The following is a 19,524-nucleotide window of genomic DNA, read 5'->3' on the forward strand; positions in this document are numbered from 1 at the left end:
TTAGCCATTCACCTTTAACAAAATTAAGCCTGTGGTAATAGTCCTTATTGCCTTTGTTTTTCACTGGTATCTGTCTCTCTTCTGCCAGACATTTTTCCTGCACCGTTATTCCGCTCACAAAATGTTCACGATGAGCAAGGTTTGGGAACGGTTTTTCTATTTCCTGACGTATGTATCGCAGGGGTCGTCGTACCTGAGCCCCCGGGCTTATGCTGTATTGCACCGGATGCACCACGCCTTCAGTGACACGCCTAAAGACCCGCACTCTCCGCATCACACCAAGAACGTCTTCACGATGATGTGGAAAACAAAAGATATTTATAATGCCGTGCTGAACCGTACCCGTCCGGTTGAAGCCAAATTCGATCGTAACTACCCCGTTTGGGAGACCATCGAAAAAATTGGTGATTCCTGGATTTCGCGGGCTGCTTGGGGAACGGTTTATTCGCTGTTTTACATTTTTGCGTTTATTTACCTGGATATGCACTGGGCGTTCTTCTTCCTGCTGCCCATTCATTTCCTGATGGGGCCTATCCACGGTGCTATCGTCAACTGGAGTGGTCACAAATACGGATACTCGAATTTTGACAATCACGATAAATCGAAAAACTCCCTGTTCATTGACTGGCTGATGATGGGCGAGCTGTTCCAGAACAATCACCACAAACGCCCGAATGCCGCAAATTTCGGAGCTAAATGGTGGGAAATGGACCCGACTTATCCGGTTATCAAGTTGCTGTCGGCGCTGGGGATCATTAAAATGCGTCCTGTCAAAGCAACCAGCGCTGAATTTGAGACGGGCCACGAACGGCTGGTTGAAAAGAATGAAAAGATCTCCGCTTAACAACGGGTTTAAACAATACCAAAAAATCCCGCCAGTCTGACTGGCGGGATTTTTTGGTGCCTTCTATTTTTTTACAACAGTACTTTAGCAACCTCTTCCCAGGAGAACACCCGTTGGAACATTTCATTGTCGCGGTTGTGCGGTGCGTCGAACAACAGGCCTTTGCCTTCAAAGCTAACGAGGTTGTAAGGCATATCGTCGATCATTACGTCGGCCCGGATGATGCTCTTATCTCCGCAGAAAACCCGGTTTTTCCAGTGAATATGCGGAAAGTAGCGATCCAGCCAGTCGTACTTCTCCGCCAGTGAATTGCGAAATTCCATGGCCGCCGACGTAACGAAGAGGTCGTATTTTTCGGACAATGCCCGGGTAATTTCCGGCGCACCGGGCATCACTTCGATATCGGTAAAGAAACCCGGTTGGTGAACGTAGTCGGACAAGCGTTGGGACACGTCTTTTTCCAAAAGCTCGTGAAAGGAGTTTTCCCGAAAAACGTCGGGGAGGGCGGTTGTGTCGAAATCACGGCGGTAGATGGCAATAAACTTGCCGACGGTATCCGCCAGCACGTCATCCATGTCAATGGCAATGCGAGGTTTCATTCTTTAAATTTTACACCAATAGCTCTTTTTCCGCTTGAATATACAACGGCGTCAATTGGTTTCTTGGCTTCCTCGGCTTCTTTTTTCACGCGCCGGACAAATTGCTGAATGTCTTCTTCAATCGAGTTGTTGACCAGCCCACTGGTAAAGTAGGATTTCGCTTTCACCCCACCGGAAGCATCCACCACGGTTTCGTAATCGTTGACGGGCTCATTCATCACGTAGACCGCCAAACCGTCGATTTTCCGCACCTTGGCGAGTCCTTTGTCTTCATTGCCTTTAAATTTTATGGCAACGGCGGTTTTTGATCCGGAAATGACAACCGCATCAAATTCCTGATTTTTCGACTTGGCCTCTTTGCTGGCCCGCCGAACAAATTGGGAGACCTTATCGGAAACCCCTTCATTGACAACTCCGCCGGTCAGCAAAGAGGCCGCTTTGGCGCCGGTGGCAATTTCAAACGCAGTTTCGTAAGCGCGCAGCGGTTCGCACATCACGTACGTTTCGATGCCCTGTATTTTTTCAACCCGGGCATTGGTCTGTGCAAAGGCCGAAGAAAAAGAGAGAAATGCAAAAAGAAGTCCGGCAAGTGTTTGTTTAGCGATCATTGTAGTGAGAAATTTTATAAAAACGCTCTCAAGCTACATCATCCTACCCTGAATTCGTAGTGAATTCACCACAAGCTGGCTGTTTCTTCCCATGAATTGTGTAAACGGATTCCTGAAACGCTGACTCGACGGTTTTTAAACCAGTTTGCGATCCGGATCAAACCGTTCCAGGTAATCAGAAACACGTTTGACAAACTGCCCGCCCAGCGAACCATCCACGACGCGGTGGTCATAGCTGTGCGAAATGAACATTTTTTGCCGGATACCGATCAAGTCACCCTGCGGAGTTTCAATCACTGCCGGTTTTTTCTCAATGGTTCCAAACGCCATGATGGCCACCTGGGGCTGCACAATGATGGGCGTACCCATGATGTTTCCAAACATACCAATGTTGGAAATCGTGTAGGTGCCATTGGCCAGATCATCAGCCGTCAGTTTATTCTCGCGGGCGCGCCGGCTCAGGTCATTTACTTTTTTGGTTAATCCGACTAGATTATACTGATCGGCATCGTGAATGACGGGCACGATGAGATTGCCGCTCGGCAAGGCGACGGCCATTCCGATGTTGATCGGTTTTTTGACAATAATTTTGTCCCCATCTACCGACACGTTGATCATCGGGAAATCGCGAATGGCCTTGACAACGGCTTCGATGAGCAGCGGGGTATACGTGATGTTTTCGCCGTATTGCTGCTGAAAGGCTTTCTTGTTCCGTTCGCGCCACTGGGCAATCACCGTCATGTCGGTTTCGACAAAGGACGAAACGTGGGGGGCAATCCGCTTCGATTCCACCATCCGCTCGGCGATCATCTTGCGCATGCGGTCCATCTGAATAATATCGCTCTGCCCATTGGTCGATGTGGCTTTGGGAAGAGACGGAGCCGCTTCCGACGCCGGGGCTGGTGCCGGAGCCGCAGGCTGCTCCTTGCGTTTTTCCAGGTACGCCAGAATATCGGTTTTTGTTACCCGTTGTTCGGCGCCGGTGCCGACAATGGTGGCCAGTTCCTCTTCCGAAATGCCCTCGGTTTTGATGATGCTGGATACCAACGGAGAGTAAAAGCGGTTACCCGTGCTGGCTTCATTATTCGCTGGGGCGGATTGTTCCGGAAAATCCTGATTTCGAGCGGAAAGCTGCGATACATCGGCTTCCAGTTGAGCCGCCACACTGGCCACGTCCTGTTCCGGGGTTTCGCCCACGGGGAGCTCTTCCGGAGGGGTTGCCGATACGGTTTCGTCCTGTTCCACTTCAATGCGGGCTACGGGGCTACCAATAGACACCACATCCCCTTCTTTTACCAGTACTTCTTTCAAAATACCCGAATGCGATGCCGGTACTTCTGTATCGACTTTGTCCGTCGCTACTTCCAGAATTGAATCGTCGGCTTCGATGCGGTCGCCTGGCCCTTTGAGCCAGGAAATCACCGTACATTCGATAATGCTTTCGCCCATTTTGGGCATAACCATGTCAACGAGTGTCATTGAGTAGGTAGTTTATTGTTCATCCAGCAACACTTGCCGGAGCAGATTTAATGCGTAAACAGTGGTAGCCTGGATATTCTGTTCCCGAAAAGGCCCGAGTTTCAGTAAACGGGCTACGGTTTGTTTTTCGGTGGAACAGGCAATCCAGATGGTGCCGACCGGTTTTTCGGGGGTACCGCCGTTCGGCCCGGCAATGCCCGTGGTTGCCAGGCCAACGTGGGCTCCCAGCCGGGTACGAACACCTTCCGCCATTTCCCGGGCGGTTTGCTCACTAACGGCCCCAAACTGGGCGAGGGTTTCGGGGGTTACGCCCAATTGGCTGACCTTAACGGTGTTGCTGTAGGCGACAACGCTGCCCACGAAATAAGCCGATGAGCCTGAGTATTTTGTGATCTGACTGGCAACAAAACCGCCCGTACAACTCTCCGCTGTTGCCATCATCCAGCTTTTTTCGGATAAGAGCTGCGCAACCTTCATCTCCAGTTCGTCGTCATCGTACCCGAAAACGTGCTGTTCAATCAGCGGAAGAACGGCTGCCACCTGTTGATCGAGTTCGTCCCGCAAACGCAACGTATCGTCGCCGGTGCCCGTCAACCGCAACCGAACCTGACCAAAATTGGGTAAATAGGCCAGTTTGATGTGGCTGGGAAGGTTGTCCTCCCAGTCTGCAATCCGTTCAGCCAGAAAGGATTCACCAATGCCAACCGTCCGAATCATTTTGTGAACAATGGACGGGGTGGCAAAATGGGTTTGCAACATCGGAATAATCCGGTACTGCATCAGGTTTTTCATTTCGAACGGAACGCCCGGCAGCGAAACATACACGGTGTCGTTCTCGTGAAACCACATGCCCGGTGCTGTTCCCCAGTCATTGGGGATGTAGTTACAATTGAGGGGGAGATCGGCCTGACGGGCGTTGATTTCCGTCATGGGGCGTCCCCGACGATCAAAAAACGATTGGACAACCGCCAGCGCTTCCGGATTACGCTGAAGGCTGGTGTTGAAATAGTCACACAGCGTGACTTTCGTTATATCATCCTTGGTAGGGCCTAACCCGCCGGTCAGAATCACCAGATCGGCCCGCTGGGTTGCTTCGGCCAGAATTTCCAGAATAGCCTCCCGCTGGTCGCCCACTGACGACTTTCGAACCGTCCGAATGCCGATTTTGGTCAATTCGGCACAGATCCACTGGGTATTTGTATCAGTAATCTGTCCAAACAGTATTTCGTCGCCTATCGTTATAACTTCGGCCAGGATGGGTTTCATGGAAAAGAATCTACATTTTTTTGCAATCGGCCTAATACTTTTGGCCTGAATTCTTGTCTTATACCATATAGGTAGGTCGACGGAACAACAATAGACCGATGCTTTCGGCTCAAAAGTACGTAAAAAAACGGTTTGTCAATTGTTGCGGGTTAGCCTGCGAATGTTTCATCACTAGTATCAACCTGAAATAATCATGAAGAAAACGCTTGTTCTGGGACTGATGTTTACCGCATTTTCGGGAACCCTCATGGCCCAGTCGGATTCAACGCAACCGAAGAGGAAAACTATTTTCGGACAAATTCTGGAGAAGGTTGGTGAGTCGGCTTCCAGCGGATCGCTATCGAGTAATGAGATTGCCAACGGTTTAAAGGAAGCCCTGCGGATCGGAATCAACAAAGGAACTGATCAGGCGTCGGCGACGGACGGCTATTTTAAAAATGCCCTGATCAAAATCCTGATGCCGCCCGAGGCCCAGAAACTGGAGTCGGCTTTGCGTAAAATTGGGATGGGCAAACAGGTCGATCAATTCATCCTGTCGCTCAACCGATCGGCGGAAGATGCGGCCAAAAAAGCCAAGCCCATTTTTCTCAATGCCCTGACTTCCATGACGATTCAGGATGCCGTCGGGATTTTGAAAGGAGATAAAAATGCCGCCACTCAGTACCTGAAGCGTACCACTTCCGACCAGTTGATGGCGGCCTTTACGCCGGTCATCGATAGCACATTGAAGAAAAATAACGCGACCCGCTATTACGGCGACCTGGTGCGGACATACAATAGATTGCCTATTGCAACCCAGAAACTGGATCCGGATTTGACACGCTACGCGGCTACCAAAGCAACCGACGGCATTTTTTTGCTGGTTGAGCAGGAAGAAGCGCGCATCCGCGAAAATCCGGCGGCCCGGGTGAATGATTTGCTGAAAAAAGTGTTTAGTCAGCAATAAAGGACAGGCGAAGACGGTTTTTGGACCGAATCACAGGGCTTCCATTGAAAACCGGGCTACAAATGTTTACCTTTGAAGTCGTAGAACTCCGCCGAAATTGGCGCCGTAGCCGAACGGTGCCGATGGGTGAGCGGAGTTTTTAATGTGTTGTATCGAAAGCGATGAAAAAATCAGAAATCAATTTTACGGTAGAATTAGACAATCAGAATATTCCGGAAAAAATCTTCTGGAATGCCACCGATAATCCCAATGAAGGCTTGAGCGATACGAAAGCGGTAGTGGTTTCGGTGTGGGATCATTACAACCAGGGTACGCTTCGGCTGAATTTATGGACGAAAGACATGGCGGTTACCGATATGAAGCGGTTTTGTATTGAAGTGCTTGGCAGCCTGGCCGATACCATCGTCACGGCGACGGGTGACCAGCCGATGGCCGACGAAATTGATAACCTCTGCCGTAATTTGAGTAAAAAAGTGGAGGAAGAATACCGCTCACAACAGCAGCAATCCTAACGGTTTATAGAATTACGTTTACGGTTTTCTGTTTTCAGTAGCAACGCATCCAGTTAAGGAGTATGCGTGACTTGCTGGCGGCAGAAAACCGTAAGCATTTAACCCACCCGCTGATGAAGACTTTAAGTGCACTAATTATGCTTGTTTGGCTGTCGGTCGGTTCGGCAGCAGGACAAGGCGTACAGTTTCGGACTGGGTCTATCAATACGGTTTTTGCTGCGGCAAAAACCGCGAGAAAGCCCGTATTTATTGAGGTTTACTCCGCCACCTGCCACGTATGTCAGAGTTTTGTTCCCACATTTGCCAATAAGAATGTGGGCAAATTTTACAACAGCCGCTTCATCAACACCAAAGTCGATATTGGGTCGAAAGAAACCGTTGCCTTTCTGGACAAGCATCATTTGTTTGTGCCTTCGTTGCCGTTATTCCTGTATTTCGATGCGCAGGGGAAATTGATTCACATGGCCATGAGCAACAACTCCACGGAGGAAGTTATTCGCCACGGCACCGTTGCCTTGAACCCTTCGGCTCGCTCGTCGGCGATGGAGAAACGGTATGATGAAGGCGAACGGTCCCCGAATTTCCTGATCGATTACGGCATGTACGCGCGCGTCACCCGCGATACGGCCACCAACATCAAGGCCATGAATCAGTACGTGGCCCAACAACCCGCCAATAGCTACACGAATCAGACGAACTGGCTGGTGCTGCAAAAGCTGATTCTGGACGTGGATAATCCCCTTTTTCAGTACATGATCGGTCACCTGGATCCTTATGTCAAGCAATACGGGGCGGAATCGGTTAAAACCGTAGCGGAAAATATTCTGATGTCATCGCTCTACAGCAGCCGTGGCAATCAGTATCCGGCAACCAAAATCATTGCCATTCGCAACCAGTTGCAGCAGATCGGAATTGATGGCCGCGTGGCGAATAACCGCACGTTGTTGCCCGAGGTGAATGCTTATTTCCGGGCCGGGCAAAACAACAAGGCGGCTTCGCGCATGGATGAGCACATTGCCCAGAGCCAGTTTTCGTCGCCGGAGTATCTGTACGTGATTCGGTTATTCAATCGCAAAAGTCAGGATGCCGCCGATGCGCCAACGGTAGCGCGGTGGGCGAATAAGGCAATTTCGCAGGCGAAGTCGTCCGCCGAGCAGGCCGATCTGTATTTTGAACTGGCGGAAGTGTACCGACGGGGCGGTAAAACGAATGACGGATTAAAAGCGGCCCAAAAGTCGCTGGAATTAGCCAAAACCGCAAAAATGGATACCAAGCGGAATATGCTGCAAATCAATCAGCTCAAATAACCGAAGCCGTTACGAGAAAATAACGTTGGAAAAAGGCGGCTGCTTCAGTAAGTAGGCAGAATTCTCGTCGCCCAGTTCGATGGCCCGGATCAGGTCAGCCCGTGCCTGGTTGTACCGATCGAGTTGGATGCCCGCCAGTGCCCGCCACCGCATGGCATCGGGCTGCTGGCCCCGAAAATACCAGACGGCTTTGTCGAATTCGTTGAATGCTTCCTGAAACCGGTTTAGCTGATACAGGGCAATGCCTTTGTCCAAATACGACTCGGCAACCGTATTGTCCAGGCTGAGGGCGCAAGTCAGGTCAAATAAAGCGGAATAGATATTTTCGTTGCGAAGGTGGCATTTGGCGCGGTACGCAAAGGCAATGGACGACTTGGGGTTTTGCTGAACGGCTTCGTCAAAAAAGCGAAAAGCTTCGTCGTAGCGATGCTGCTGAACAAACTGAATCCCTTCCAGAAAACGGCGACGATCTTTTTCCGCCGGGGTTTCGTGATCCACCACGAAATACCGGATGAAAAGAAACAAAAAGAAGAACAATCCTAACAGAGCAACTTCCATACGCTGAGGTATTCACTAGTCTACCGAAAATACGGTTTTTGCGGTATTTGTGCAACTCAAATCCTATTGAGCAAGTTCCTGCCGAACGGACTTAGGCAGGCTTTTCACAATAAGATCGTACGAATGATCGATCCAGCTTTTCAGGTCACTTTCCCGAACCGATCCGTTGATAATAACGGTATTCCAGTGCGTTTTATTCATGTGGTAACCCGGGCGAACGGCATCGTGTTGTTCCCGAAGCTCCACCGCCCGTTCCGGATCGCATTTCAAATTCACCGACAACGGGTTGCTGTCCAGAGAGGTCAGGGCGAAAATTTTTCCGCCGACTTTAAAAACGAGGGTTTCTTCACCAAATGGGAATGATTCAGTCGCTCCGGTTTTGCTTAGACAGTAGGTCCGCAAGGATTCAATGTTCATCGAAGAATGGCTCGTACGATCATGACAATGAGACAGATCAGGAACATGATGATCGAAATCCGGTTGATTCCGTGCATCATGCGGATGTTAGCGTTGGTCGGGCGGCTGGGGTCCGGCTTCTGAAACACCCGAAAAAAGTACTGAAAGGCTTCGCCCAACTTGAAATAATCACCAATGCGAGACATAAGGAGTTAGAAGTTAATAGTTAAAAAATTAAAAAGAAAAAGTAATAATTAGCTTTAAGACAGGCCATCTACTTTAACTCTTAATTTTTAACTTTTAATTATTCAATGGATTCGGGTTCGTTCCAGCGGCCATCTTCTTTGATGAGTTCAATCAGCTCGTCGACTGCGGAGTCGGCATGAACGGATTTTTTGATCACCTGCTGACCTCGGTATAACGAAATTTTATCTTTTCCGATTCCCACATACCCGTAATCCGCATCGGCCATTTCGCCCGGACCGTTGACGATACACCCCATGATGCCAATTTTAACTCCCTTCAAATGATCGGTGCGTTTGCGAATCATAGCGGTGGTTTCCTGCAAATCGAACAAGGTTCGACCGCAGGACGGGCAGGAAATGTACTCGGTTTTGGACATGCGGGTGCGGGCGGCCTGTAAAACTCCGAACGCGATGGAATTGTACCGATTCGCGGTAGCCAGCTGTTCGTCCGGCAACAGATTGGGGAGCCGATTCGTCGCCAGCCAGACGCCGTCTCCCAACCCATCGACCAGCAAACCACCGAGGTCGGTAGCGGCATACAGCTGTAAGCCATCGCCTTGGTTGTCGGGGAAGCTTCGCAAGTTAATCACCGGGCTGGTAATGGCATGATTCAGTAGCTCAACGTACAACCGCCGGATTTCGGCCATGGCGTGTTCGTTGTCGGTTCGGACCACCAGCACGATGTTCCGATCCTGCCGCAGCGCATCCGCCAGAGCGTCGGACCAGTCATTCAATCGGGTTTCGACAAAGTTGAGAATCGGATGGAGCTTTGCCGATTCCTGACGCAACGACAGGTAGGTAGCCGTGTTTAGCAACGGAAACTGATGAGCCGGATCGCCCGCCGAAACCCAAACGGTATAATCCAGAATCTCTTTCAAACCGTTCGGCAACATAAACGAAGCGGGTTGGGCACCGGTGTAAATATAATCGGCACCCAGGTCGTTCATTCGCCATTTATCGGGAACGGGCAGGTAAAAGTGACCGATGGGGCGGAGCTGTTCGTGTTCTGTTACCGGTATCCGGGCATAATCTGCCACAACCCGGGGCACATTGATTCCTCCGAAATTGGCCACCTCGTGCGTTTTCCGGCGCGTGTACTGAAAGGGATCAATGGGATAATGGTTGATTGGTGGAATGGGAGCGTGGTCGCTCCGGTGGGTATAGCGGTCGATCAGTGCTTTGGCAACGGGTGCTTCCAGTTCGGGATCTTCGGTCAATGAAACGCGAACCGTATCACCCAAACCGTCTTCCAGCAGTGTGCCAATGCCCACGGCTGATTTGATCCGGCCGTCTTCGGCTTCGCCCGCTTCCGTCACGCCCAAATGCAGCGGGTACGGTTTCAGTCCTTCCGCATCCAGTCGATGCACGAGCAGGCGGTAGGCTTCAACCATCACCTGCGGGTTACTGGACTTCATCGACAGGACAATATTATAATAGTTTTCGTCTTCGCAAATGCGCAGAAATTCAAGTGCTGACTCGACCATGCCGACGGGCGTATCGCCATACCGACTCAAAATCCGGTCGGAAAGCGAACCGTGGTTGGTGCCGATGCGCATAGCCGTGCCGTATTCCTTGCAGATTCGAACAAGGGGCAAAAATTTGGCACGAATCCGTTCCAGTTCGGCGGCATACGATGCATCGGTGTATTCAATGACTTCAAACCGTTTCCGGTCGGCGTAATTGCCGGGATTAATCCGGACTTTCTCGACAATCCGGGCGGCCAGTTCGGCGGCATTGGGGGTAAAGTGAATATCGGCCACCAGGGGCGTCGTGTAGCCGCGGGCTCGCAATTCCTTGCGAATGTTTTCCAGATTCTGCGCTTCTTTCACGCTCGGCGCCGTGATCCGGATGTATTCGCAACCCGCTTCGATCATTTTGATTGACTGCTCTACCGAACCGGTGGTGTTCATGGTATCGATGGTGGTCATCGATTGGACCCGAATGGGGTAATCGGAGCCTAATGGCACATCGCCGATGGGAACGGTAACGGTTTGACGACGGGAGTAGCCGGTGAGCGAATTGCAATAGGGGGCCGATTTGTCGGCGGATGGTATAGGTGACGGTGTAACCAGGTCAAGCATAGCTAAAAAGCAAGTGCGGAAGAGAATACAAAGGTAACGAAACCAGGTCGTTTTCTTCGCTTTGCTATGGAATAGAACCCTTTTTTAGCGGAAAATGTTCATTTTTACTATGGATTGACCTGGTTGTAACAGCGTTGAAAATCAGTTGGTTGTCTATTCTTCTACTTTGGTCCCTTCGTCAACCCGGATAATGTAAGCCGTGCCGCCCTGGCGTTCAATGGCTTCGGCAACGGCTCCCGCGTGCCCGGGTGCGTAAGCAAACATACAGCCCCCCCCGCCCGAACCGTTGATTTTGCCGCCGAGGGCCCCCGCATTCAACGCGGCTTCGAGCATCCGGTCGATTTTGGGCGTCGAAATGCGTTGAGCATCCCGCAGATTGGCGTGATGGCGGTTGAGCAAATTGCCCAGCAGGATGTGATCCAGATCGGCGGATTCGAGCACCTGACGCGCTTCACGGAGTAAATCCCGGTTAGAAACCGTCCCCTCCAGGAGAGTATTTTCGCCACCGGACAGGTACGGACGGTAATCGGCCAGTTCGAGTACATCGGTAGTGTGCAACGAGAATTCCGGGTTGACCTGCTGGATCTTTTTGAGGATTTCGGTCACCCCGTTGCGCAGCCGGCCCAAAATCGTGAGCGTGTCTTTGGGCTCCAGCGAGTCGCCAAGCACGAAGGCACCCAGTTTGGGGCGGAGTTCTTCAATCTCGATTTCGGGTTGCGATTCCAGGTAAATCACGTCGCCGATGGCCGTGGAATAGTGGTCCATCATTCCGCCCGGTTCGCCAAACTCACGAGTTTCAGCTTCGTTGGCCAGGTTACCAATCTCCTGACGGCTGAGCAGCCGGGGGCGATCGCTCATACGCATCAAAAAGTGCAACCACGACGCCACCAGCGCGGAAGAACTCGAGGTGCCGGAATTGATTGGAATGTTGCCGCGTACTTCACATTCAACTCCTTTTGAAAACTGGTAGCCGTGCCGCACCAGAACATTGTAGCTGCTCCGGAAATAATCGCGCGGTTTGGTATAAATCAGCGATGAGCCCGACAAATCAAATTCCTCTCGTTCGTTAATGTCCGGAAGGTTGATGATGACCTTCTGATCAGTCCGGTGAGAACCAGTGATCCGAATCCGCCGGTTGATAGCCGCAGCGATGACGGGCAATCCCAGGTAATCCAGGTGCTCACCGAATAAACAGATTCGGCCGGGGGTGGAAACACTAATGGGAGTCATTACCAGTTTGTTTTTTTACTGCCTACCACGGCGTAATACAAAATGTAACCCAACAGGGGCAAAATCATGGCATACGCCATTTTAGGGCTAACGGTATCGGTCAGGTAACCGTGCAGCAGCGGCAGCAGTGCTCCGCCGGAAATCCCCATGATGAGCAAGGCAGAACCCAATTTGGTAAATCGGCCCAGCCGGTTGAGTGACAGCGGCCATAGTGCCCCCCAGACGGGAGCGATGGCAAAGCCCAGTAAGGCAATGCACAAAACCGACGTAAAACCGTCCGTCACCAAGGCTCCTACTGTCAAAATCAGGCCGAGAACCGTACCCAGCATCAGGGCTTTTTGCTGGGAGAGAAAGCGCGGAATCAGGATGATACACAAAATATAACCCGCTAACATTCCGTAGAGCGTGTAAGCCGTAAAATATTTTGCTTCATCGTTTGAGAAACCCAGCGCGACTCCGTAGTTGATGATGGTATCGCCCGAAATAACTTCTACACCCACGTAACAGAAGATGGCCAGCACACCCAATACCAGATTGGCGTGTTGCCAGATGCTATCGGTTGTTGTGGCTTTAACGGCTGCGGTCGGGTCCTCATCCTGCTCTTCCGAAACTTCGGGCAGAGTAGAAAACCGAATTAGCAGAGCAAATGCAAGCAGAACGCACGTTAAAATTAAGTAGGGAGTTACTAGTTTTTCCAGCGATTGTGAGGCAGAAAGGGCATTTCCACCCGTTAACAAGATACCTCCGAAGATAAACTGGCTAAAAATGCCCGCTAGTTTATTGGCAACACCCATGATGCTGATTCGTTGGGCGGCACTTTCGCGCGGACCTAGAATTGTGACGTAAGGGTTCGAAGCGGTCTGCAAAACTGTCAAACCAATACCGATCAGGAACAAACCGGCTAGAAAAGATGGGTAAGAAACCGCTTTGGCTGCGGGAATGAAAAGGATCGTACCTAGAGCCATTACCACCAATCCCAGTGACATGCCATTTTTAAAACCTGTTTTTCTAAGTAACCATGCTGAAGGAATGGCCATTAGTGTATAGGAAATAAAAAAAGCAAAAGCTACTAAGTTCGACCCAACCGTGCTGAGTTGGAAAGACTGTTTAAAAAAAGCGATGAGCACACCATTAACCCAGGTGGTGAATCCGAAAATGGAAAACAATACACCAATTATGAGCAATGGACCAAAGTAGTTTTTAGTAGAATTTTGGGTTGCAGTGGGGGTCATTTTTTTTAAGTTGAAAATAAAACGATGGTAGGCTATCAGCCTATGAATGGACAATATATTTTAAAAAATTTTATTATCTGCGAATTTTATTCGGGCGATCGGAAAACCCTCCTACTAATAGTCGTCGTTTAAAGCAAAAATAGGCTTATTGGTTTTCCACTTGCCGCGCGTAAAATCCGGAATTTCAATCGGTTTGCTGCCTTTGGCAATGGATTCTTCCGAAAGCGGACTGATGGCGCTCCAAACGGCGGCATCATACACATCAATCGGTGGGGGAACTTTGCGTTTGACGGATTCGATGAAGGCCCGCATCACGAAGAAATCAATACCGCCATGCCCCGCTTTTTCGGCCGCCTGGGCATGACTTTTCCAGATGGGGTGATCGTATTTTTCCTGATAAGAACTGAACGGTTCCCACTGGTGCGGTTTGGGGCTGGCTCCTTCCAGGTAAATCGTTTTGCCGTCGTCCATCCAGATGCCCTTTGTGCCCTGCGCCCGAAAACCGAGCGAATAGGGGCGGGGCGAGTTGGTGTCGTGCATGATGACGATGTTTTCGCCGTTGGCACACTGCACCATCGTGGTCACCACATCACCGAGTTTGAAATTAACCTTCGCATTGGGGTGATTTGGTCCGCCCTTGTCAACAATGTAGTTGTGCAAGCCACGCGGTTTGGTGGCCATTGAGGTCAGGTAGGTAAACCGGTTTCCACGGTTGATGTCCAGCCAGTGGGCCACGGGTCCCAATCCGTGCGTTGGGTACAGATCACCGTTGCGGTCCACCGAGTGCTGGGTACGCCAGCGGGCTTCAGAATAGCCTTTCGCTCCAAACTCGGCACCCACGCCCTGTTTCACCGTGCCGTCGTTGAATTTGATGTTGCGCAGATCGTGCTGGTAGCCACAGTGAGCGTAGAGCATCTCCCCAAACATTCCCTGCCGGATCATATTCAACACGGCCATCACATCCCGGCGGTAGCAAACATTTTCCAGAATCATGCACGGCATGCCACTCTTCTCCGAGGCTTCGATCAAGTCCCAGGACTCTTTCAGGGTGACTGTGGCCGACACCTCGACGCCCGCGTACTTGCCAGCTTTCATGGTAGCCACGGCCATCGGCACGTGCCATTCCCAGGGAGTGGCAATCACCACGCCGTCGATGTCGTCGCGCTTCAGCATGTTCAGGAAATCTTCGTCATTTTTCCCGAAAACTGTCGGTTCGGTGCGCCCGGCTTTGCTGATCATCGCTTTGGTTTCTTTGATTGCTTCCGGATCAATGTCGCAAATGGCCGTTATAGCGACATCGTTGCGGTACAGGGATTGCTCCACATGGCTACGCCCACGCCCGCCGACGCCAATAAATGCCAGGCGGACTTTGCGTTCCTGGGCCGGTTTTCCCGTCAAAACCGCTGGGAAAAGGGGAGCGGTCGAAACCGTAGCGGCTGCAGATCGCAGGAAATATCGTCGGGTTGTTTTCAAGAGTGTTCTGGATTTAGGTTGCTTTGCAAAATCTGACCGGTTTCAAAGCGTCTGATTTGTAAAAAAAACGTAAAATATTGGTAGCACAAAGAATTGTTCCGAATACTTCATACACAGCCAAGACGGTTTTGACCCGCCAATTATTGAACATACTGATTTCGATGGATTCGGACTATTGAGTAGAAAAAAAGGAAACCGGTATTTTAAGAATGAAGGCAAGCTTAACAGGTTCATTTACAGGAACATGCCGTTTAATGGCTCGCAACACCGAGACCCTGAATAACTCAGGTGTTGAACCAAAACCTAAACCGGCTTGTTAACGGATCAGAACTCACTAAAATTTCTCCTGAAAGCGGGTTATCTCACCGCTTGACGGCTTAAATGTGTTGCAGACAACCTTTCTGACGACATTTTGGTCGAGATTTTAAAATCAATCGTAAAACCGGACCACCGGTGCTGACAGAATGGACAAAAAACGGGTAGCGGTGTTCCGCAAAGAACACTTCAATGCGGCTCATCGTCTCCACAATCCGGCGTGGTCGGACGAGGAGAACCAGCGGTTTTTTGGCAAGTGTAACAATCCGCACTACCACGGCCACAACTATGAGCTTGTTGTTCAGGTGACCGGGGAAATCGATCCTGCAAGTGGTTATGTGATGGACATGAAAGTGTTGAGTGATCTGATCAAATCCCAGGTGACGGATCGGTTTGATCACAAGAACCTGAATCTGGACACGGAAGAATTTAAAAATCTGAATCCCACTGCCGAACATATTGCTGTAGTTATTTACGATTCGCTGCGTAGCCAGCTTGATTCATCATTGGATTTGAAAATTAGACTCTATGAAACCGAACGGAACTTCGTCGAATACCCGGTCTAACGGCCATCCCCTCAATTATGACCTGCTGACCGACCTGACGGTCGATGAGGTGGGGGATGAGCACATGGCCACGTCCGTAGAAACTCCGTTGCGGGCCGATGCGTTTGACCTGAGTGATGATACGAAAGTGGAATTGATCGAAAAGCATTTCCGCGAGATTATGAACATTCTCGGCCTTGATCTGACCGACGACAGTCTGAAAGGAACGCCCCGGCGCGTAGCCAAGATGTACGTACAGGAAATATTCAGCGGACTTGATACGGCCAAAAAACCGAAGGCGGCTCTGTTTGACAACAAATACCAGTACAACGAAATGCTGGTCGAGAAAAACATTACGGTGCAGTCTCACTGCGAACACCACTTTGTGCCGATTATCGGTCGTGCCCACGTGGCTTATATTTCCAGTGGGAAAGTAATTGGTTTGTCAAAGCTGAACCGGATTGTGCAGTATTTTGCCAAGCGCCCACAGGTTCAGGAGCGCTTGACGGAGCAGATTGCCAATGAGTTGAAAGACGTGTTGCAGACGGAAGATGTGGCCGTAGTCATCGATGCCCGACACCTGTGTGTGTCGATGCGTGGTGTGCAGGATGTGAACAGTTCAACGGTTACAGTACATTACAGCGGTAAATTCAAGGAAGACGACGCCAAGCGTCAGGAATTTCTCCGCCACGTCAGTGAGCCCACGGCAGCACTTTGAGTTAAAATAAACGTGAAGAGTTAAAACGTAAAAGTAGCTGACGCATTGATTTGGCGAAGCGGTATTTTTACGTTTTAACTCTTCTATTTTTAATTGAAAAATCAAACTATTGTTCCTACGCGATCCAGTAGGGCTTTGGTTTTTTTAATGCCCTCGTATTCGCTCAGGTTGGAGCCTTCGTATTCGATACCGACGATGCCTTTGAACCCGCTGTCTTTGACGATTTTCATCATGCGCATGTAATCGGTATCGGTGCAGTTTCCGTTGGCGTCAAAATCATGTGCTTTGGCACTGACTCCCTTGGCAAACGGCATCATTTCGGCTACGCCCTTGTAGCGGTCGTACTCTTCGACGCACTTACCGCCCCATTCTGAACCATCGCTGCGTTTGATGCAGAAGTTGCCAAAATCGGGCAGAATGCCGACGTTTTTCATGTTGACCTGTTTCATGACTCCCGTCAGCCACTGGCCATTGGAGGAGTAACTGCCGTGGTTTTCAACGATGACGTTGATGTTCATGGTTTTGGCAAACTCACCCAATTTACCGAGTCCTTCCACAGCGGCTTTGGCTACCTCTTCTTCGGTTCCTTTACCAAAGGCATTTACCCGAATGGTTTTACAGCCTAGTGTTTTGGCGCATTCAACCCACGGTTTGTGTTTTTCTACGGCTTCGTTGCGTTTGGCTGCATCGGTTTCACCTAGGTAGCCCTCGCCATCGATCATAATCAGATGATTACGGACGCCGTTGTCTTTACAACGCATCATCAGTTCTTTCAGGTACGTGGCATCCTGGGCTTTATCCTTGAAAAATTGATTGACGTATTCGACAATTGAGATGCCAAATTCATCTTTGGCTAAGGCCGGAAAATCGAGGTTGGTGATCTTTTTTTCGTTAAACAACGCTTTGTGTAACGACCATTCGGCCAGTGAAATTTCGAAGAACGGTTTTTTCGCTGCGGTTTCTGCTAGCACGGGAAGCGTTAGCGATGCCGCTGTCAGTGCGCCGAGTTGTTGTAGAAAATTTCGACGTGAGTACATAGGTTAATCTGTTAAATGAGTTGATCCCGACGCCGGGATGATGCGGGGACAAGATACTAAAAAAGACTGGCTTCGCAGAGGAGTGGAGTAGGGGCCGAAAAACCATGATTTTTGGGCGGTGCCCCGATTTTTACTAAAAAAGTGTCTTTTTTGCCCGCAAATCCGTGATTTTAAGGAGCTATTGGATACACAGAAATCTACCCGAACTGGGATAATCAGTTAAATTTCAGGATGAGGGGTGACTTTGAGGAAATCTTACCGTCCTATCGTGGTGTAATTTCTGAATTCTATTCAGAGAGTATAACACGATTAGAGTAAACTCGAACTGGTCAGGGCGGTATGAACCTGACCAGTCTTTATCAATATAGATTTTTTTTTACTATGACCCATAAATACCAAGTTTCAGAACAACTTCTTTCGGCTAAGTTTAGCCTTATGGAAATGGCGCACCTTCACACGATTAATGATCGGCAGTCAATTGGTGATCAGGTACTTGTAATATGGTTGGATAATTTGGAAAGACTTGATCAGATCGACAAGCTGAAATCCAGAGCAAAGGTTTCAAGACCCCACTAATAAAGTGGAACATAGATCTCGATGGTTACGGCAACTTGGGTGCAAAATGTGACTTGAGCGTAGGAGTACCGTCTAACAAAGACTTTTACCGTCCCCAAATGGGGACGGTAATCAATGATAGAGAGAACGGTACTGGTCAGGACGGATTGATCCTGACCAGTTTTATAATAACGCATAGGGTGCCAAGCTAGTCTAAAGAATTTCTGAAATAAGGTTAACCAAACGTTGCACAGCCTCCTTCATGACTGCTTGGGTTGATCTCTCCATCTTATCCTGAATCCCTCGTCTTTTACGCCAATAATCAAAATTTCTGTTGAAAACAATGAGCGGTATGCGTGCGTTGATCCAGCAGCCAACCGCAGAATCTCCGGCACACCGACTCAACGGGCAGTTTTAAACTGGAGAATTAACAGACGGAGAGGAGCCGTGAAAATAAACAACCTTGAGAATCATCTATTTAATTGAATCAACTCCTTCATCGACAAAATAGGGGGTGACTTATGGGGTTTTTGTCCGTCAAAGCCCTATAAATCTCTACCTTTTTACATGCCACACCTTCAGTTTGCCATCGATCTTCATGCTGTATCTGGAACTGTAGAGTTCATTAGAATCCATTCCCACTTCTATTTTCGCTCAAAATATCAGACATCCTGGAGGCTATTAGAACCCGAAGAAATACCGCAACTTCGCTGGGGACTTATGACTCAGGAGTTAAAGAGTGAAGTCCTTCATGACTTTGTGAGGGAGGGGCGGGTCTGGCCAGTTCAGGTCAATTAATTTATCAAAACTTCGGAAGTAATAGCCGCAGCCGCCCCGGAGAGCGGGTAGGGGGTGTCAATATCCCTAATCCGCCCAGACGATCCTGTTCCGGTAAAATTTTGTATCTGGTATCCCAGTATTAACCTGATGGTGTACACTAATGGTGGCTCGGTCACAGGAGCGCACCACCCACTATGAGAAAAGGGCCTTTGGGAAGCATAAATTCAAAATGTACCATACTAGAGCGGGCGAAAAAGACTAACCAAAGCATCGGCGGTCTTTTTATTAATTTAGCCAGGTTCTAAAAAACACTGGCTCCTCTGTCAGGAGAAGAGCCAGGTTCTGTGCTAACCTATGATGAACGAACGACAGAATAGCCGTTGCGTTCTGCTCAAAAAAGGGGAAGTTGGCTTGTACATACTCATAGGACCATCATTTTTTAGAGAATATAAAAATCGGGTCTTGGTTTTTATTCATCAAACCTCTACTTTTGCATCCACAAAATCACAAGATGTCCATGTGGTGGAATTGGTAGACACGCCATCTTGAGGGGGTGGTGCCGTACTGGTGTGAGGGTTCGAATCCCTCCGTGGACACACCTAAAAACAAATAAAGCGCTATAAGTCATTCACTTATAGCGCTTTATTTTTAACTACTTCCAAACTTTTCTAGGATCAGTCGGGGAATTTGGGGGGCGTGGAAAAAAGTAGTTTTTTTGCGCAGAATCAATTTTGAGTTCCTTGCAAGAGTCTTATCAAGCCTTAGTCCGTTTTCTGTTACCCGAGGGGATCTTAGATT

18 protein-coding genes and 1 tRNA gene are annotated in these 19,524 nt (G+C 49.6%); 7 read left to right on the forward strand and 12 right to left on the reverse strand.

The annotated features are described in order from the left end of the window. The first annotated feature begins 31 nt into the window (after positions 1–31). Positions 32–844 carry an acyl-CoA desaturase gene (locus tag ACYVH9_RS25160; RefSeq protein WP_460639187.1) on the forward strand — a complete coding sequence of 271 codons (813 nt, stop codon included), beginning with the start codon at positions 32–34 and terminating at the stop codon, positions 842–844. Positions 845–915: 71 nt separating this feature from the next. On the opposite strand, the gene ACYVH9_RS25165 is transcribed toward ACYVH9_RS25160, so the two are convergent. The 4 genes from ACYVH9_RS25165 to ACYVH9_RS25180 form a co-directional block, all read right to left on the reverse strand. Beyond that, positions 916–1,443, reverse strand: coding sequence for a 5' nucleotidase, NT5C type (locus ACYVH9_RS25165; RefSeq protein ID WP_460639188.1), 528 nt, complete (start codon positions 1,441–1,443; stop codon positions 916–918). Next, positions 1,440–2,051 (reverse strand): hypothetical protein, encoded by a 612-nt coding sequence (locus ACYVH9_RS25170; protein ID WP_460639189.1) that lies wholly within the window; start codon positions 2,049–2,051, stop codon positions 1,440–1,442. Before ACYVH9_RS25170 ends, ACYVH9_RS25165 begins: the two co-directional genes overlap by 4 nt. Before the next feature lie 135 nt (positions 2,052–2,186). Beyond that, on the reverse strand, positions 2,187–3,530 hold the full coding sequence (locus tag ACYVH9_RS25175) for a dihydrolipoamide acetyltransferase family protein (RefSeq protein ID WP_460639190.1): 1,344 nt from the start codon (positions 3,528–3,530) through the stop codon (positions 2,187–2,189). 12 nt (positions 3,531–3,542) lie between these two features. Continuing rightward, positions 3,543–4,796: a competence/damage-inducible protein A gene (locus ACYVH9_RS25180; protein ID WP_460639191.1), complete on the reverse strand. Its 1,254-nt coding sequence runs from the start codon at positions 4,794–4,796 to the stop codon at positions 3,543–3,545. 193 nt (positions 4,797–4,989) lie between these two features. Here ACYVH9_RS25180 and ACYVH9_RS25185 point away from each other — a divergent pair, with 193 nt between their 5' ends. The 3 genes from ACYVH9_RS25185 (at position 4,990) to ACYVH9_RS25195 (ending at position 7,561) form a co-directional block, all read left to right on the forward strand. Beyond that, positions 4,990–5,742, forward strand: coding sequence for a DUF4197 domain-containing protein (locus tag ACYVH9_RS25185; protein ID WP_460639192.1), 753 nt, complete (start codon positions 4,990–4,992; stop codon positions 5,740–5,742). A 161-nt stretch (positions 5,743–5,903) separates the two neighbouring features. After that, positions 5,904–6,254, forward strand: coding sequence for a gliding motility protein GldC (gene gldC / locus ACYVH9_RS25190; protein ID WP_460639193.1), 351 nt, complete (start codon positions 5,904–5,906; stop codon positions 6,252–6,254). A 113-nt stretch (positions 6,255–6,367) separates the two neighbouring features. Next, positions 6,368–7,561, forward strand: coding sequence for a DUF255 domain-containing protein (locus ACYVH9_RS25195; protein ID WP_460639194.1), 1,194 nt, complete (start codon positions 6,368–6,370; stop codon positions 7,559–7,561). A 9-nt stretch (positions 7,562–7,570) separates the two neighbouring features. Here the strand turns inward: ACYVH9_RS25195 and ACYVH9_RS25200 are convergent, their stop codons facing one another. From ACYVH9_RS25200 to ACYVH9_RS25230, 7 genes are all read right to left on the reverse strand, one after another. After that, positions 7,571–8,119 carry a tetratricopeptide repeat protein gene (locus ACYVH9_RS25200; protein ID WP_460639195.1) on the reverse strand — a complete coding sequence of 183 codons (549 nt, stop codon included), beginning with the start codon at positions 8,117–8,119 and terminating at the stop codon, positions 7,571–7,573. Between the two features lie 63 nt (positions 8,120–8,182). After that, positions 8,183–8,536 (reverse strand): MmcQ/YjbR family DNA-binding protein, encoded by a 354-nt coding sequence (locus ACYVH9_RS25205; protein ID WP_460639196.1) that lies wholly within the window; start codon positions 8,534–8,536, stop codon positions 8,183–8,185. Continuing rightward, on the reverse strand, positions 8,533–8,721 hold the full coding sequence (locus tag ACYVH9_RS25210) for a DUF6728 family protein (protein ID WP_460639197.1): 189 nt from the start codon (positions 8,719–8,721) through the stop codon (positions 8,533–8,535). Before ACYVH9_RS25210 ends, ACYVH9_RS25205 begins: the two co-directional genes overlap by 4 nt. Positions 8,722–8,819: 98 nt before the next feature. After that, on the reverse strand, positions 8,820–10,841 hold the full coding sequence (ispG, locus tag ACYVH9_RS25215) for a (E)-4-hydroxy-3-methylbut-2-enyl-diphosphate synthase (protein ID WP_460639198.1): 2,022 nt from the start codon (positions 10,839–10,841) through the stop codon (positions 8,820–8,822). Positions 10,842–10,994: 153 nt separating this feature from the next. After that, a complete protein-coding gene (locus tag ACYVH9_RS25220; protein WP_460639199.1) occupies positions 10,995–12,071 on the reverse strand; it encodes a mevalonate kinase family protein in 1,077 nt (358 codons plus the stop codon). Next, complete coding sequence (locus ACYVH9_RS25225; RefSeq protein WP_460639200.1) at positions 12,071–13,303, reverse strand: sugar MFS transporter; 1,233 nt, start codon at positions 13,301–13,303, stop codon at positions 12,071–12,073. The genes ACYVH9_RS25220 and ACYVH9_RS25225 overlap by 1 nt, the downstream gene beginning before the upstream one ends. A 114-nt stretch (positions 13,304–13,417) precedes the next feature. Next, positions 13,418–14,776: a Gfo/Idh/MocA family protein gene (locus ACYVH9_RS25230; RefSeq protein ID WP_460639201.1), complete on the reverse strand. Its 1,359-nt coding sequence runs from the start codon at positions 14,774–14,776 to the stop codon at positions 13,418–13,420. A 464-nt stretch (positions 14,777–15,240) separates the two neighbouring features. Between ACYVH9_RS25230 and ACYVH9_RS25235 the strand changes: the two genes are divergently transcribed. Together ACYVH9_RS25235 and folE are read left to right on the forward strand one after the other, a co-directional pair. After that, complete coding sequence (locus ACYVH9_RS25235) at positions 15,241–15,657, forward strand: 6-pyruvoyl trahydropterin synthase family protein (protein WP_460639202.1); 417 nt, start codon at positions 15,241–15,243, stop codon at positions 15,655–15,657. Next, positions 15,620–16,354 carry a GTP cyclohydrolase I FolE gene (gene folE, locus ACYVH9_RS25240; protein WP_460639203.1) on the forward strand — a complete coding sequence of 245 codons (735 nt, stop codon included), beginning with the start codon at positions 15,620–15,622 and terminating at the stop codon, positions 16,352–16,354. The genes ACYVH9_RS25235 and folE overlap by 38 nt, the downstream gene beginning before the upstream one ends. Before the next feature lie 101 nt (positions 16,355–16,455). Here folE and ACYVH9_RS25245 read toward each other — a convergent pair whose 3' ends face one another. Beyond that, complete coding sequence (locus ACYVH9_RS25245) at positions 16,456–17,391, reverse strand: sugar phosphate isomerase/epimerase family protein (protein WP_460639204.1); 936 nt, start codon at positions 17,389–17,391, stop codon at positions 16,456–16,458. Between the two features lie 1,848 nt (positions 17,392–19,239). On the opposite strand from ACYVH9_RS25245, the gene ACYVH9_RS25250 reads away from it, so the two are divergent. Continuing rightward, a tRNA-Leu gene (locus ACYVH9_RS25250) sits at positions 19,240–19,322 on the forward strand. Positions 19,323–19,524 lie beyond the last annotated feature (202 nt).

The organism is Larkinella harenae (genome assembly GCF_054780515.1).